At 52.7% G+C, this 16,743-nt stretch carries 11 protein-coding genes; 7 read left to right on the top strand and 4 right to left on the bottom strand.

Annotation, left to right across the window (positions count from 1 at the left end):
* The first annotated feature begins 7 nt into the window (after positions 1–7).
* Both EG028_RS17615 and EG028_RS17610 read left to right on the top strand, forming a co-directional pair.
* Entirely contained in the window at positions 8–1,009 is a 1,002-nt protein-coding gene (locus EG028_RS17615) for a PorP/SprF family type IX secretion system membrane protein (protein WP_120517909.1), read from the top strand.
* A gap of 18 nt (positions 1,010–1,027) precedes the next feature.
* A complete protein-coding gene (locus EG028_RS17610) occupies positions 1,028–2,854 on the top strand; it encodes an OmpA family protein (protein ID WP_120517731.1) in 1,827 nt (608 codons plus the stop codon).
* 126 nt (positions 2,855–2,980) lie between these two features.
* On the opposite strand, the gene EG028_RS17605 is transcribed toward EG028_RS17610, so the two are convergent.
* Positions 2,981–3,463: an SRPBCC family protein gene (locus tag EG028_RS17605; protein ID WP_120517732.1), complete on the bottom strand. Its 483-nt coding sequence runs from the start codon at positions 3,461–3,463 to the stop codon at positions 2,981–2,983.
* A gap of 95 nt (positions 3,464–3,558) precedes the next feature.
* Between EG028_RS17605 and EG028_RS17600 the strand changes: the two genes are divergently transcribed.
* The gene (locus EG028_RS17600) at positions 3,559–4,812 is read left to right on the top strand and encodes a thioredoxin family protein (RefSeq protein WP_162946553.1); all 1,254 of its coding nucleotides are present in this window, start codon (positions 3,559–3,561) and stop codon (positions 4,810–4,812) included.
* A 1-nt stretch (position 4,813) separates the two neighbouring features.
* On the opposite strand, the gene EG028_RS17595 is transcribed toward EG028_RS17600, so the two are convergent.
* Positions 4,814–5,755, bottom strand: coding sequence for a DUF5996 family protein (locus EG028_RS17595; RefSeq protein ID WP_120517734.1), 942 nt, complete (start codon positions 5,753–5,755; stop codon positions 4,814–4,816).
* Between the two features lie 161 nt (positions 5,756–5,916).
* On the opposite strand from EG028_RS17595, the gene EG028_RS17590 reads away from it, so the two are divergent.
* From EG028_RS17590 to EG028_RS17575, 4 genes are all read left to right on the top strand, one after another.
* Positions 5,917–6,501 (top strand): RNA polymerase sigma factor, encoded by a 585-nt coding sequence (locus EG028_RS17590; protein WP_120517735.1) that lies wholly within the window; start codon positions 5,917–5,919, stop codon positions 6,499–6,501.
* An 86-nt stretch (positions 6,502–6,587) separates the two neighbouring features.
* Positions 6,588–7,718 (top strand): FecR family protein, encoded by a 1,131-nt coding sequence (locus tag EG028_RS17585; RefSeq protein WP_120517736.1) that lies wholly within the window; start codon positions 6,588–6,590, stop codon positions 7,716–7,718.
* A 148-nt stretch (positions 7,719–7,866) separates the two neighbouring features.
* Positions 7,867–11,247: a TonB-dependent receptor gene (locus EG028_RS17580; protein WP_120517910.1), complete on the top strand. Its 3,381-nt coding sequence runs from the start codon at positions 7,867–7,869 to the stop codon at positions 11,245–11,247.
* A gap of 12 nt (positions 11,248–11,259) precedes the next feature.
* Complete coding sequence (locus tag EG028_RS17575; RefSeq protein ID WP_120517737.1) at positions 11,260–12,843, top strand: RagB/SusD family nutrient uptake outer membrane protein; 1,584 nt, start codon at positions 11,260–11,262, stop codon at positions 12,841–12,843.
* A gap of 182 nt (positions 12,844–13,025) precedes the next feature.
* Here EG028_RS17575 and EG028_RS17570 read toward each other — a convergent pair whose 3' ends face one another.
* Together EG028_RS17570 and EG028_RS17565 are read right to left on the bottom strand one after the other, a co-directional pair.
* A complete protein-coding gene (locus tag EG028_RS17570) occupies positions 13,026–14,519 on the bottom strand; it encodes a glycoside hydrolase family 28 protein (RefSeq protein ID WP_120517911.1) in 1,494 nt (497 codons plus the stop codon).
* 27 nt (positions 14,520–14,546) lie between these two features.
* Entirely contained in the window at positions 14,547–16,733 is a 2,187-nt protein-coding gene (locus EG028_RS17565; protein ID WP_241559163.1) for an alpha/beta hydrolase family protein, read from the bottom strand.
* Positions 16,734–16,743 lie beyond the last annotated feature (10 nt).

Raw genomic sequence — 16,743 nt, 5'->3', positions numbered from 1 at the left:
TAACAAGATGCAAACAATACTCAGGGCAGTGATAACGGTTTTGCTCCTCATTCCGGGAGCCTGCGCAGTGGCGCAACAGAACATACAATTCAGCCAGTATGTTTTTAACGGGCTCAGTGTGAACCCGGCTTATGCGGGATACAAGGAAGACCTTTACCTGAATGCCACATACCGTCACCAGTGGGCGGGCTTTCCGGGGGCGCCGCGTACGGGCGGTGTATCCCTCGATGGTGTAACGCCCGCCAGCGAAGGCAGGGTAGGGCTGGGCGGACAGGTATTGTTCGACCAGCTGGGGCCGCAGGAAGCACTGTCCTTCTACGGTTCTTATTCCTACCGCATCCCGCTGGATGAGGAAAATACAAAACGCCTCTGCATCGGTATCGGCGGTGGCGTCACACAATATTCCATCGACGGTTCCGCATTGCAGTATGTGGACAACGATGACGTGGCGATCCCTACCGGCAAAACCAGCACCTGGGTGCCCGATGCGCGTTTCGGCGTTTATTATTATACATCCAGGTTTTATGCGGGCGTTTCGGTGATGGACCTTTTTTCACTGTATTCGGACGCTTCGCGGTATAACTGGAAGGGGAACAATTATTCCACTATCCGCAAAACGCAGCACTTGTACGTTACGGCAGGCACGGTGTTCCCGCTGGGAGAAAAACTTCAGCTCAAACCTTCTTTCCTCGTGAAGGAAGATTTCAAGGGGCCTACCAGCCTGGACCTGAACGCATTCCTGCTGATCGGCGATAAGCTGTGGGTGGGCGGTTCATACCGCACCAACGTGAACATCTGGAAAAAGACCGAACTGCAGCGTGATCTCCAGGAACAGAACGCCGCCAGCGCGATGGTGGAATTTTATGCGACAAAACAATTGCGCATAGGTTATTCCTACGATCTGAACGTAAACAAGATGGCGGGTTACCAGGGCGGTTCACATGAAATATCCCTGGGGTTTTTATTCCCGTCCAGGAAGTACACGATACAGAATCCCCGGTATTTTTAAACCTATTACTCAGGAAGTATGATGCGACGTAGTTTAACCTTTATCATCGCCATAACGTTTGCCGGCGGCTTGTATGCGCAGGAACAGAAAAGTGTGCTGCAACTGGCCGAAGAGGCATATGCGCGGGAAGAATATGCGGTAGCGGGTGCACTTTATCAGCGCCAGGCCCGTGGCAAAGAAAATAAAACGCCGGTGGCATTGCTCATGAAGATGGCGCACAGTTACCAGGAGATCGGTTATTTCAAAGAAGCGGCGGTTTTTTACCGGCAGATCATCGCGCGGCCGGATCATCCCGCGGCGGCTTATTTCTCTTATGGAGAAACGTTGCGGCAGCTGGAGCAATACAATTCCGCCAGGCAGCAATATGCCCTGTTTTCCACCGCGAATGCGGACAGTCTGAAGCTGAAAGAAATAGCGCTGCGTGGCTGCGACAGCGCCGCTGTATGGATACGACAACCTGCTCCCGTCCAGCTAACGCCGCTGAAGGAACTGAATACCCCCGGATCCGATCTGGTGAGCGGCGTAATCAAACAAGGGTTGTTGCTGATGTCCAACGGGTACCGGCAGCTTCCGATGAACGGCAGCTCCGAAACACATCCGCAGACGGACAGGCGCACACAGCAGCCTTATTACAAGGCCTACGTTTACCAGCAGTACACACAAGGCAATGCCACCATGTATCTCGAAGAACTGGCGCCAAATTCCCTCGGTAAATATGATTATCATATCGGTCCTGTTTGTATGAACAGGACAGAAGACACGCTTTACGCCACCATCAACATCCAGGGGAAAAACGTTCCTTTCACGGGCAAAGGGCCGTCCAACGGGGTGCGTCAGCTCCAGGTCTACCAGTCTGTCAAAACAGGCGGCAAATGGAACCAGCTTACGCTGCTTCCGGGCATCAATGTGGCGGGATATTCTTCCAGTCATGCGGTGCTGAACACAGGCGGCAATATTTTATATTTTGTATCAGACCGGCCCGGCGGCTTCGGGCAGGCGGACCTCTGGTATTGCGAAAAACAGGCGGATGGCAACTGGGGCGTGCCTGTAAACTGCGGGAATAAAATAAATACGGTTGCGGCGGAAACATTCCCCACGGTGAACGAGGAAGGCATCCTGTATTTCTCCAGTAAGGGTTATGCGGGCTTTGGCGGATACGATATCTACCGGGTAAAAGGGGAGAAGGCCGACTGGGAAACGCCGGAGAATATGAAAGCGCCTTTTAATTCCGGTGCGGATGATATCGGGCTGATCCTGAAACGGAATGGTTATGAAGGTTACATAGCGTCCAACAAAGCCGGCGGCATGGGCAGCGACGATATTTATGCGTTCGCCGATGCTGGTTATATCAACAGGGTGAATCATACGGCGCCAACTCCGGTAATAGACCATAACAGGCCGCCCGTGAAAGATATGAATGTGCCTTCCACGGGTACCGGCCAGCACGGCCCCTCGAAGAGGCCGCTTACGGCTGAAGAGGAAGAAGACAAACGCAGGCTTGAACAACTGAAATTCCTCTTCGATTATAACAGCGCAAGACTGCTCCCGGAATCACGCCAGCTGCTGGACAAAGTAGCGGATGTACTGAAGCGGCATCCCGACTGGAAGATCGTGATCTCGTCGTTTGCAGACAGCCGTGGGGAAGACCAGTACAACACGGATCTGTCGGCACTGCGTTGTTTTGCGGCGATAGATTACTTAAGCCGTAAAGGAATAGGCCCCAAACGCCTTTATTACAGTAATATGGGTGAGCAGAGCCCGGTGAACGGGTGTAAGGATGGAGTGCCTTGCAGCGAAAAGGAATACCGGCAGAACAGGCGTTCAGAACTGACAGTGATATGGTAAAATCAAACTGATTTTAAAAGGGTATTACCGGAATAACGGTGTTAAAGAATACTGTTATTCCCTCAAACGTATATCTCAACTTTGGCAAATGTGCAAATAAAAAGGAGCCGGAATTTTTTCCGGCTTTTATTTTTCCTCCATAAATGCCGCCAGGTTTTTCAACGAGGAAGCAATGCCCTGCTGATGATCTTCTTCTTTAATCCCTTCCGGCACATCTTCACAAACGATGGAAACTTCCGTACCGCCTTCCACCGGCGTGAAGGAGGTGATCACCTTCATTTCACCCGCAAAAGCAGGATCATCGGATTCAAATTCCACTACTTCCACAATTCTTTTGTTGGGAACCAGCTCTTCAAACCTGCCCTGGAATATATCCGCATCCTCGGTGGTTTTGCCGCGTGTTGTACCGTCTTTATCATTATATCTGAAAGACATCCGGAATATGCCGCCTTCCCGCGGTTCAAACCGGTATATCTCGGCGCTCATACCCTCCGGAGGCCTCCAGGCGGCAATGGCTTCAGGATCCAGGAATGCCTGGTAGATAGTCTGCGGGGAGGCTTTGATCACCCTTGAGCCTGCATCTGTCCGTTTGCCTGATGTGGTTTTCATGGTGTTTGTTTTTGCAGTTTTATCCTCAAAAAACCGGCCAAAGGAGCCGGCTGTATCAGGTGGCTTGGCTTTTTGCAGTGCATTTGGTATTTTTAATGATGCGCTCTATCATTACCCTTATTTTCTTTTTCACCTGCTTCTCCACAGCAGCCATGGCTAATGCCACACCAACACAAGGCATGCAGTTTTTTGAAGGCACCTGGGCGGAACTGCTGCAGGCCGCACAAAAACAGGGAAAACTCATCTTTGTGGATGTATACACGACCTGGTGCCCTCCCTGTAAACAGATGGATAAAGAAGTATTCCCGCTGAAGGAAGTAGGAGATAAATACAATTCAAAGTTCCTCAACTACCGGCTGAATGCGGAAAAAGGTGAAGGTATAAAACTGGCCGGCCAGTTTGCCGTAAAAGCCTACCCGACCTATCTCTACCTGGATGCGCAGGGCTCGCTGCTGCACCGTGCGGTGGGCTTTCAGTCACCAGGGGCGCTGGCGGGGCATGCGGATAAAATTTTATCATCCGGTACGGCAGGCAGTTCTATCAGTTCCTTCGAAAACGAATTTAAAAACGGCAAACGTGATCCCGCTTTCCTGCGGGATTACCTCAAACAGTTGGCTTCGCTGGAGCTTGACAACAACGCTGTACTGAACGCCTACCTGGAAGTAATGCCGGCCAGCCAACTGGCTAAGCCGGAAGGCCTGCTGTACCTCAGCGAATACATTTTCAGCGCCCGCGCCAACGCCCTGGTATTTGTAATGGCAAATTACCCGGCGCTCAGCCCGGAACAAAAGAAAACAATCGCCGCCCGCCTGTATTCAAAAGTGTTGTACACCGCCGCTGGCCCTGCATGGAAAGAAGGACGGCCCGCTGAAATGAAACAGCTCATTGCTTATATGGACATGTTGGCGCCGGACCTGCCCGTACAACAGCAGGACGGTATCAACAAAATGCGGATACTGTATTACGGCATGGTAAAGGATGTGGCACGGTTGAAAGAAACCGGTTACAAAAGAGTCGGCAGCCTGATGGCTATCCCGCTGGATTCCATCCGCAGGGAAGATGCGCGGTTGTATGTGCAGGTGATGAAACCTTTCCTCACCGGGGAGCAGGATAGTACAAAGACCCCTGGTTTCCAGGAAGAAAAACAATATGTCATCAACCAGTATTCGCGCAAAGTAGCCGTCGTATTATATGAAGGGGCCGGTGCTTTTGCCACTTCACTGGAGCCCGGAGACCCCGCACTGGCGGATGCCCTGAAATGGGCGGAGCGTGTAAAAGAACTCATGCCGCCGAACCCCCAGCTGGACGCGTTGGTGGAGAAATTACGCAAGTTGGCCGCTCAGCCGTAACTCAGCGGAAACAACCATATTCCGTTTCAAAAGAAGACAGATCGCATTCCAGCGCCTGCCGGTCCCATTGGCTGGTATTGGCTGCCGCTTCGTAGGTGGATTGCAGGAAAGCCATCAGTGTATCTTCCGGGTGGGCGGACTGTTGCACAACTTCATATGGCATCAGGAATTCCCCCATTTCTTTACTGTAAAAAGCGCCTTCCTGCTGTAACGGCTGTTCCCCAAAATCCGGTGCTGCGGGGTATGCGTAGGCGTAAAAGGCCGCGTGCGGGTATTGATCGCTGCCGGGCCAGAAACCGCAGGAGCTTACTTCTTTTGAATATGATTCCTGCATCACTTTGGCCGGCATATTGGGCACAGTGCCCTGGTGCAGCGGTGCATCCCGGCCGGAAAAACGGGTCACGGCAAGGTCGAATCCGCCCCAGAAAAAATGTACCGGGCTGCACTTGCCGGTAAACCCGGCGCGGAAACGGGTGAGGACGCTGTGCACATTCACCAGCGCCTGCCAGTAAGCCTCCATATGTGTTGGGTCATAAGTGTGATGAATGCGGTCCTGGGCAAAAGGGATCGCATTTTCTATTTCGCTGGGCACACCGTAAATACTCACGTCAATATCCAGCAGCTTTATTTTTTCAAACACGGCATGGTAAAAATCCGCAACAGCCATGGCTTTCAGCTCTAAAGTCTCCTGCCTGCCGCCATTGGTGACTATATGCAACTGGTGATGCACAAAATCAAAATCTATCTGGAAAATACCATGCTGATAAGGCATACTGCCGGTGCTGAGGCCGGTGGGGCTGACGTACAGCGTTACATGCCAGGAATGGTTCAGCCAGGGCATTTTCCTCAGCCTGATCTTGCCGGCGATCTGCGTCCAGAGGTGAACGGTGGCGAGGGTATCTTTTAATTGTGTGTACTCCAGTACAGGCCATTTGTTTTGCATAGCTTAAATTGTATGATATTTAACAAACAACCTTAGCGGTATGTTCGGGCAAAACAACGGTAATTGTGGCAGGCAACGAATTAGGATGAAATGAACCAAAACAATTTTTTAATATTGTAATCACTTTACCGTCAGTCAAGGACAGTTTTATCAACCACATTATGGATCACGCATACAGCCAACTATCAGACATGGAACTGGCGGGCTTGCTGAAGTCCGGGGACCAGTCTGCCTTTGCTCAGATATATGAGCGTTACTGGCGGGTCATATACGGGCACGTATACAAGATGCTGCTGGATGAGGAAGAAGCCAAAGATGTGATCCAGGAAGTATTCAGCGAAATATGGATCAAACGCGAACAGCAATATTCCAACCTCGCGGGTTATCTATATGTATCGGCCAGGCATAAAGTGATCAATCTTATCAGGAAAAACAAATTCCACGGCGCTTACCTGGATACCCTCGGCCGTTTTGCCAGCGATAGCAGCACCGCCACCCTCGAGCAACTGGACGAAAAAGACCTGGCAGCCGCCATAGAACGGGAAATACAGGCTCTTCCGCCCAGGATGAAAGAAATATTCGAACTCAGCCGCAAAGAAAATCTCAGCTATAAAGAAATAGCCGGGCGCCTCGGCATATCTGATAAAACAGTAAAAAAACAAATGCATAAATCCCTGCAACAGATACGGCTGAATCTGAAAGATGCAGGGGCGGTGGTTGTCGTTCTGCTTGCCTCCATGCGTTAGCGATAAATTTTTTTCATCCGGATACTACCTTCCTTCTTTCCGAACGTCTTATTATTAAAGCAGCCTCCGGGCATAATACCAATACTGTGAACCGACAACAGGCAGAAGAACTTTTGACAAGATACACCCAGGGTACGGCCAGCGCTTCTGAACGGGCCATGGTGGAGCATTGGTACGAATCCGAGGCCGCCGGGAAAAAGCTGGCGGACGACCATGTGTTTGAACACCTGGACGCTGAGATCTGGGCCGGAACCCTGCAAAAGGCGGGCATAGCCCGCCCCGTGGTACACCGCAGACTCTTTACGGCATACCGGGCAGCGGCTGCCGCGGCCATACTGTTGTTGATTTCGGGCGCGCTGGTATTTTATCTGAAAGATCAGAAAGCCGTACCGGTTCCACCCGCCGCAATCGCGCAGCAGGATATTCAGCCGGGCGGAAACAAAGCGGTGCTCACCCTCAGCAACGGCGCTTCCATATCCCTCACGGACGCCGCGGAAGGAGAGCTGGCGAAACAAGGGGATAGCCGCATCTCCAAAACTAAGGAAGGACAGTTGATGTACGAGCCCGGCGGAGGGCCTGCGGGCGCGGAAGCCGGCAAACGTAATACGATCAGCACGCCACGCGGCGGGCAATACCGTGTGGACCTGCCAGATGGCACCCGCGTTTGGCTAAATGCCGCTTCGGCACTCACTTTCCCACCTTCTTTCGCGGGACTGAACGACCGCAGCGTAACACTTTCCGGGGAAGCGTATTTTGAAGTGGCCAAAGACGCGGGCAAACCGTTTAAAGTGATCAGCAACGGCCATACGGTGGAAGTACTGGGCACCCATTTTAACGTGAATGCCTACAATGATGAACCGGATGTCAAAACCACCCTGCTGAAAGGCGCCGTGAAAGTAAACGGCAGCCTGCTGAAGCCAGGCCAGCAGTCAGTATTACATGAGGGGAAGATCAGCATAAGGAACGCCGAAACAGAGATGGAGACCGCCTGGAAAAACGGTGAGTTTATTTTTAACGGGCAGGATTTTAAAACAGTGATGCGGATGGTCTCCCGCTGGTACGACGTGGATGTGGTGTATGAATACGATCCCGCACCGTTCCGCATCGGGGGAGAAGTGTCCCGTGGCCGGAGTATTACGGAAGTGCTGAAAATGCTGGAAGTAACAGGAGGAGTTAAATTCAAGATAGAAGACAGGAAAATTAAAGTGATCAGATAAGCCAGGAGTATTACCAATAGGCCCCGGCATGAGAAGGCCTTTCACACGAAGGGGGGGCATTTATCAACTAAAATACCGCAATTGAATGTTCAAAAAAATTACCGCGAAAGGTAAGCGGCCCTGTTATGCCTTTACGTTTCCGCTTGTTATGAAATTTGCCCTGGCGCTGTTGCTCGCCGTGGCGCTACAGGCCACTGCCGCCAATGGTTATGCGCAGAACATTACCATCAACGAAAAAAATGCGCCGCTGGAAAAAATACTAAAGCTCATCCGCGCGCAGAGCGGCTACGATTTTATGTATGATAAAGACCTTATCAGCAAGATCGAGAAGATCGACCTCCAGGTAAAAAATGTAACGGTACAGCAGGCCATGCAGAAATGTCTCGCCGGTCTTCCGCTGAGCTTTTACATAGACGACCGGATGATCATTATCAAAAAGAAAGAAACGCCCGTTCAGCAGGCGGCGGACAGTACCATCACCGGGCGTGTGGTGGATGACAAAAACGGTGAAGCCGTGATTGGCGCTTCCGTGATGGTGAAAGGCTCTGGCAGCCGTGCGGTGACCGATCAGAACGGCAACTTTAAAATCGCTGCTGCAAAAGGCGCGGTGATCGTGATCAGTTTTATCGGGTACGAAAAAAAAGAAACGATCGTGAACGGGCCGGAAGTAGTGGTGAAGATATCTCCCTCCACTGAATCTATGCGGGAAGTAGTAGTGACCGGTTACGGCGAAGTACGGCGCAGGGACCTCACCGGTTCCATCGCATCCGTGAAAATGGCGGACTTTCATAAAGCGCCGGTGCGCTCATTTGAAGAGGCGCTGGCGGGCCGGGTGGCCGGCGTACAGGTCAGCTCCGTGGACGGACAGCCGGGGGCGGATATGAAAGTGGTGATCAGGGGAAATAATTCCGTTACACAGGACAACTCGCCGTTGTACGTGATAGACGGCTTCCCGATGGAAAGCTCAGACAATAATGCGATCAATCCCGCCGAGATTACCAGCATCGAAATATTAAAGGACGCCTCCGCTACGGCGATCTACGGTGCAAGGGGTGCAAACGGCGTCGTGATCATCACCACTAGGAAAGGCCGCGAAGGCCCGCCGGTGATCACTTACAACGGCTACTACGGCATCCAGCAAAATATCCGCCGGATGGACCTCCTGGATCCCTACGAGTTCGTAAAATACCAGGTGGAGCGGGACAGTTCGCTGGCCAACCCCGCTTATCTCGCGAACGGCAAAAGCATAGAAAGTTACCGCAATGTACCCGGCCTGGACCTGCAGGACGAGATCTTCAGGGTACAGCCCATGCAGAACCATTTTATTTCCATCAGCGGCGGCACCAAAACAACAAAATATTCCATCTCCGGTTCTTACCTCAACCAGGACGGGGTGATCGTAAATACCGGCTACGACCGCTTCCAGGGCCGCATGAACCTCGAGCAGGCTATCAATGACCATTTCAGGATAGGCGTGAATGCAAACCTCAGCCACCTGGAAAAATTTGGCACTATGCCCGCGGTGGGCAGGGAAACAGTTTTTTCTACCAACCTGATGTACAGCGTATGGGGATACAGGCCGGTACCCGGCAACTCCGGCTCCACGCTGATAGACGAAGAGGTGGACGATGTGGTGAACGGCCTGGCGGACATGCGGTTCAACCCGCTTTATTCCGTAAAAAACGAGCACCGGAAGACGATTTCGGACGTCACCCTGGTAAACGCTTACGCGGAATACATGTTCGGGAAATATGTCACCCTCCGCGTTACCGGCGGCATGACAAAAGAGAAGATCAAAACAGAAGCATTTAACAACAGCAAAACCGCCCAGGGCAGCCCGATGACACAATCCGGGAAAAACTACGGCGTGAATGGCTCCGTGAACTTCCTGGAGAGGAACAGTTACCTGAATGAGAACACACTTACTTTCAACAAGGCGCTGAACAGCTCTCACCGCCTCAATGCCGTGGCGGGCTTTACCGTGCAGAGCAATAAAAGCTCGCTGGGCGGCTACGCGGCCAATATGGTGCCGAACGAGGCACTGGGCATAGCGGGGCTGCGCGAAGGCACACCCGTGACGGTAAATTCCGGCGCGTCTTCGTCCGCGCTGGCCTCGTTTCTCGGCAGGGTCAATTATACTTTCCGCGACAAATATTTGCTGACGGCATCTTTCCGCGCGGATGGCTCTTCCCGTTTCTCAGACGGCAACAAGTGGGGCTTTTTTCCATCCGGCTCCGTGGCCTGGAGGATCAACGAGGAGGATTTTATGAAGCCGCTGGCGTTTATTTCCAATGCGAAGCTGCGGGTGAGTTATGGTGTAACGGGCAACAACCGGGTGTCTGACTTTGCGTACCTCTCCGCCATTACGCTTCCCGCAGCCACTGCTTACAGTTTTAACAACCAGCCGGTGAAAGCCGCCATCCTTTCCGAACTGGGCACGCAAAGCCTGAGATGGGAAAGCACGCGGCAGACGGATGTAGGGCTTGACCTCGGTTTCTTCAACCAGCGCCTGACACTGGAAACAGATATTTATAAAAAAGTAACGTCCGACCTGCTGCTGGACGCCAAAGTGCCCACATCCATCGGATTTACCAATGCTTTTAAAAATATCGGCGAAGTGCAGAACGCGGGTGTGGAATTTACGTTGAACGGCGAAATCCTGGATAAAACGGCATTTAAATGGAATGCGGGTTTCAACATTTCGTTCAACAGGAATAAAGTGCTGCAGCTGGCGGAAGGGCAGCAGGAGTTGTTGTCCATCCTCCTCTGGAACCTTGATTTCAGTAAGGTGCCGTTGTACACCGCCGAAGTTGGCGGGCCTATTGCGCAGTATTATGGTTATTTATGGGAAGGCAATTACCAGTACAACGATTTTAACGAAACCAGCCCCGGGGTATATGTACTGAAAGACGGTGTGCCCACATATCATACGAACCGCGCCACTACCCGGCCCGGCGATATAAAGTACAGGGATTACAACGGGGACGGTAAGGTGAACAGTGAGGACCGTACCGTGATCGGCAATCCCAACCCGGATTATACGGGCGGGTTTACCAACAATTTTTCATGGAAAGGATTTGACCTGAATGTGTTTTTCCAGTTCGCCGCCGGGCAGGAGATATTTAACGCGAACCGCATCATTTTTGAAGGCGGCGGCAGGATGCATCAGAACATGTTTGCCACCTACAAAGACCGCTGGACGCCCGAAAACCAGAACAATACCTATTTCCGGACAAACGGGTATGGCCCGACGGACTTCGGGTATTCCTCGCGCGTGGTGGAAGACGGCTCATATCTCCGGCTGAAAACCGTGGCACTGGGTTACAACTTCCCGGCTCAGCTTCTCAAAAGCATTAAGATCAGCAGCCTCCGGATCTACGCATCCGCGCAGAACCTGCTCACCTGGACGAAATACAGCGGCTTCGATCCCGAGGTATCCGCCTATGATTCCGCGCTCACGCCCGGGTTCGACTATTCCGTTTATCCACGCGCCAGAACCATCACCTTTGGCCTTAACATGACATTATAAAAGAAGCTCAACATGAAAAAAACAATCGTCCTGTTAATTACGATCATCATGCTGGCGGGCACTTCCTGTAAAAAGTTCCTGGCCACAAAGCCGGAGGATTTTACTTCACCTGAACAATATTACAGCACGGAAAAGGAGCTGAACGAAGCGCTTGCCGGCGTGTACAATGCGCTGGCCGCCGATGCCACCTACGGCCTGTATCTTTCCCTGTTCCTTGCCCACGGCAGCGATGAGGCATTTTATAAACAGTCCACCACCACCGCCAATGCGATGGCTTACGATCACAATACGGCAGACACATACGTGGATGCAGCCTGGCGCGATCTGTACAAAGGCATCAATCGCGCCAATTACCTGTTGGCAGGTATCAACCGGCCTGTAATGGACGAAGCCGCCCGGAACGTGATCAAAGGCGAAGCGCTTTTCCTGCGCGCGTTCATGTATTTTCAGCTGGTATCCATGTGGGGCGATGTGCCGCTGCTGCTGGAACCCACTATAGACAGCCGGAATACGGACAATCCCCGGACGCCTTCCAAACAGGTGTTTGAGCAGGTACTCAGCGATATGACCGCCGCAAAAGACCTGGTGAACAGCTATAGTGTGAACGGTAATCCCGTGCATGTATCCAAAACCGCGATCATGGGCATGCTCGCAAGGGTATGCCTGAAAATGGCCGGCGAACCGCTGAAAGACGAAAGCAAATACACCGATGCCCGCGCATGGGCGGACAGTGTGATACAATCCGGCATACACCGCCTGCATATCGATTACAAACAGGTGTTCATCAACGAGACGGCGGACCTGTACGACACACAGTACAACGAAACGCTCTGGGAGATCGAGTTTTACGGCAACAGCGCCAGCACGCTCAAAATGGGTGGCCGGTTTGTGAACTATGCCTCTACGCTCAACCGTGATAATGTGGCCGGGTACGCTTATGAAAGGATCGGCGCGACCGGCACGCTTTACAAAATGTACGCCCCCGGCGATCTGCGCCGCGACTGGAACATTGCGCCCTTCAGCTTCCGCGGAAGCAGCGGTACGGAAGAAGTGCCCAAAGCCGCCACGGACATCTACAGCAGGAGCTGCGGCAAATGGCGGCGGAAATATGAGACCGTACTGCCGAGGAGTACCGATTACGGCCCTACGAATTTCCCGGTGCTGCGTTATTCCGATGTATTGCTGATGTTCGCGGAGGCGGATAATGAAATCAACAACGGGCCATCCGCCGCGGCTTATGATGCCATCAATCTTGTGCGGAGAAGAGGATATGGCAAACTGCTGCCGGATGCCACCAATATAACGGAAGCGGATCTGTCCGGCCTTGGCCATGAAGATTTCCGCAAAGTTCTGCAGCAGGAGAGGGCCAGGGAACTGGCTTTTGAAGCCCTCCGTAAACACGACCTGATCCGCTGGGGCATCTTTATACCGGTGATGAAAGCCGTAGGAGCGGATCACGGGCAGAACGCACCCACCAACCTGAGATACGCAACTCGGGGGTATAATAATGTGGCGGAGAAACATAATCTATTGCCCATACCCAGCCTGGAAATGTCGCTGAACAAAGCGATGGAGCAAAATCCATTGTGGAAATAGATCAACTCCGGAGCTGACATACCGATAGAGGAAGAGCTTGCAATGGCTCTTCCTTTTTTGTTGCCAGTAACGGGTACACCACAACAAAAAATCACCCGGGAAAGAATTCCCGGGTGTACCCTAAATAATGCAATTTATATTCTCATTGTTACGATTGCAGTAAGAATTAATCGGAAGAAATGCTATTCGTTTGTTTTCATCACTTCCTTTTCCCATCCCGCCGGGGCCTCTACAGCCACATGACGCACATCTTTTCCGATAAAAAAGAACGCCTCCCCGGAGTTCGGGATCCTTGCCACACGGCTTATCTGCAAGCCAGCCACATCCTCCGCCATCACGGGCGGGCGCGGGTCTGAAGAATCTGAGCCCAGCATAAGACCATTTACCTGCACATTTTTCGCGTGCCTGATAAAAAGACCGGAGGAAGGAAGTTCTTTCCAGGCAGTGGGTTGCGGGTAACCCTTTTCATCTTCCTTCACGTCCCTGATATCTTTGATATACCCGCCGGGCTGAAGGCCGCCTTTGTTGAAGAACTGGATATTGGAAAGGGAGATATTCTCAACGTAGTGACCGGGTATAGCGGTAATGGATGAACAATAGTTGCCGGTGGCGTAAGCCGTTACGTTGCTGATCACGATATTTTTCATGGTGCCCACGGGCGGGGCAGGTGCTGCCGCGGTGTGTTTCCTGGCACGGTTGCCGAGCCTTACAAACAAGGGGCAGTCTGTGCCGCTGATGGTAACATTGCTGATGCTGATGCCTTCCATGGTGCCGCCGTCCACTATTTCAAGGGAAAGGCCGGCAATGCCCCGGGCGGTGCCGTAGATAGGCGGATGAGCGTTTCGGCTCGGTTTGATCACGCAGTTGGAAATAGCAATATTCCTGAAGCCGCCGGTGGATTCGGTGCCGGCTTTGATCGCATTGCAAAAGCTGGATACGATGCAGTTGGTGATCACCAGGTCTTCCGTTGCGGCCGCGCCCGTGCTTTTTATTACAATGGCGTCATCGTCCGTATCAAAAACGGAATTGGATAATATAAACCTCCTGCACCCGTCTATATCGATGCCGTCGTTGTTCCGGTTCGCATGATTGTAAACATTTATCCTGTCCACCGTCACATCTTCGCAATCCAGGTAATGCTGGTTCCATACAGCGGAGTTTAGCATTCGTACCTGTTCAACCCTTACGTTGCGGCAGGAGATCAAAAGGATGTTTCGCGGCCTGCCGTCCATATCGCTTCCCAGTTTGTTTTTCGGATTGCCGGGATGCCTGGCGCCGTTCCCGTCTATTGTGCCGGGACCTGTAATGGCGATGTTGGCCGCTTCGTTTGCATAGATCAGCGCGCGCCAGCCACCGGGGTCTTTCTGGGAGCGGTAACGCGGCTGCGGCTGTACCGGGAAGTCTTCCTGCGCGCCGCTTGCCAGCAGGGTAGCTCCCATTTGAAGATGTAATTCCACGTTGTCTTTCAGAATAAGTGTGCCTGAATTAAAAACACCCGCGGGAATAATTACCCTGCCTCCTCCTTTGGAATGGCAATGCTGAATGGTCTTGTTGATAGCAGCGGTATTCATCGTGCCTGCACCGGGCTTTGCGCCGAAATCGGTAACGAGGTAGTCATTCGCGGCGGCCTGTAAGGTGAATAAACACAACCATGCCCCTATTATATTTTTCATCATGATCCGGAGATTTAATCGTTTCATTTGCTAATCTTTCAGCCACCATAAAAGGGCGTCCTGTAAGTTTTCCACGGGGCCGGAAGGGATGATTCTCAGCTGGTCTTCCGCTTGCCGGGTACTATACATTGTTTGGATAAAGGTGAGGTCTTCCGTTCCGCCTTGTTGTTCCCCGCCGGTCCCATCGGTGGGGCCGGTGATGAGCAGCCTGCGTGGAGCCAGGCTGGCGGCGAGATCGGGGAGATCGTACACGCCCGCCGATCCGGCCACGGCGTTTTGTATAAAGCCCGGTTGATAGATGCGGCCGGACAGGATGGAAAACCAGGAAACGCAGGGGGATACCAGCGCAATACGTGTGATTTCTTTGCTAAATGCGGCGGCGTGCAGCATTACCGGGGCCATTTCTTTTTGCGCGAAACCATAGACTTCTTTTACACCATAGGTTTTCACCAGCAGCTTTGCCAGCTTTGTTACGTCGGCCGCGCGGATGCCTGTAATGCTTCTGCCGGTCTGGATAGAGGCGAACCAGAGGTTGTAAGAAATGCTATCGATATAGGAATCGCCTCTAAAGGCCCCGGGGCCGGTTTCGCCGGTGCCAGCCATATCGGGCGCGAGCACGGTAAAACCTTGTTTCACCAGTGTTTCCATTTTCCCGCCGGCCGCCGCATCCGCGGCTTTACCGGAAGGATGCAGGTAGATAATGGCTTTGTTGTTTGTATTCGCCGGCTTCAGTAGCAGGTAAGGGATCACATAATCGCCTTCGCCTTTAATGAATGTTTTTTCAATGACATATCCCTCTTTTTGCAGGCGACCGGTGAATACGGGAGCGCCGTCAGTTGTCGGAGTACGGTAGCCGGACAGCTTCCTGGCGGATTCCAGCATCGCGGGAAGGTATGTTGTAGTTTGTTTGCGGGCGGCTTGCAGGGCTGCGTGTTTTGCCTGCGCTGCTTTGAGGTTGAGGCTGTAGATGGTTTCTCCTTTCAGCGATGTGCTGATCTGCCCCGTTTCCGTTACCTGCAGCTCTTCAGCGCTTAAGGGCTGGATCTCCTCGTCTGTCACGGTGCCGGGATGATGGAGGTGTTTCCGGAGAAATGTGTACAGCGCTTCCCGGTTCTTTTTGGTGGAGGCATGCGGGGCATCGTCCGTCACCATCAGGAAGTTATCTTTTTTATCATAAGCGGAATAGGCGGCGGATACCTCCCCTGCGGTTTCCTCAGCGCCCTGGATGGAAAACATATCCCTTGTGGTAGTGATCATCAGGCAGGGTTTAGGCGCGCGTACCGTCAGTAGGTCGCCCATGTCCAGGCCGCGTGAGATGCCGCCCGGGAAATTCTGTTCAGCATCCTGCGGACCGATGGACTGGTAAAGGCGTGTGAAACTGGTGATGTAATTTTCAGGCGCGGAAACGCTGATCCTGTCATCAAACGCGGCGATGTAAGCGCATTGCGTACCGCCGCCGGAACGGCCAGTGATGCCAATACGTGCCGGGTCCACCTCTTTTCGCGTCAGCAGGAAATCCACCGCCCTGATGCCGTCCCAGATCATGTACATCGCCAGGGTCTGGCCCGTTATAAACACCTGTGCGCCGGGGTAGGAGTGTTCGTTAGACGGCCATTTGTGTCGGGACTTTCCGGCCGCCGCATCATAATACTCCAGCCGTTCCCCCTGCCCGATGGGGTCGAAGGCAAACACCACAAAACCTTTTTTGACGAGGTTGAGGATGACACGTTGGTAAGCGGGTGAACGGTAGCCGGTAGCGGAGTGGCCGCTGCAATACAGGATAGCGGGCGCTTTGGAGCCTTTTTTTAAGTTGCCCGGAACAAATAAAGAACCGGTGACATACAAACCGGGCTGCGATTCATAAATGATGTTTTCCACGCGGTAGTCATCCTTTTGCCGTACGGAGGTTACGCGCGGATGTAACGGCGTTTTCTCCGGGAAAGCCCCCACCGCTTCACCCAGCGTCTGCCGCAGCCATTGTTGCCGCTGCTGCCACTGCGGGAGCGAATGCAGGCTGGCTATAGTAGCGGCGCGTTTTTCAAGATATCCGAAAGCTTCCGCCGCCAGGTGATGATAGAGGGAATTCGGGGCGTCGCTATACAGCATCCAGTTGCGGATCACGTCCAGTTCCTGCTGGGCCCTGGCCCCGGTGGCGGCAAACAGTCCAATCAAACAGGAGAATAAAGCCCTGCCGCAAAAGCCGGTCATTGATTTCATAATATTCATA

Source organism: Chitinophaga barathri (genome assembly GCF_003807585.1).
Classification (GTDB): Bacteria; Bacteroidota; Bacteroidia; order Chitinophagales; family Chitinophagaceae; genus Chitinophaga; species Chitinophaga barathri.
The sequence above is the reverse complement of the archived record's forward strand: the minus strand, read 5'-3'. Positions and strand labels throughout refer to the sequence as shown.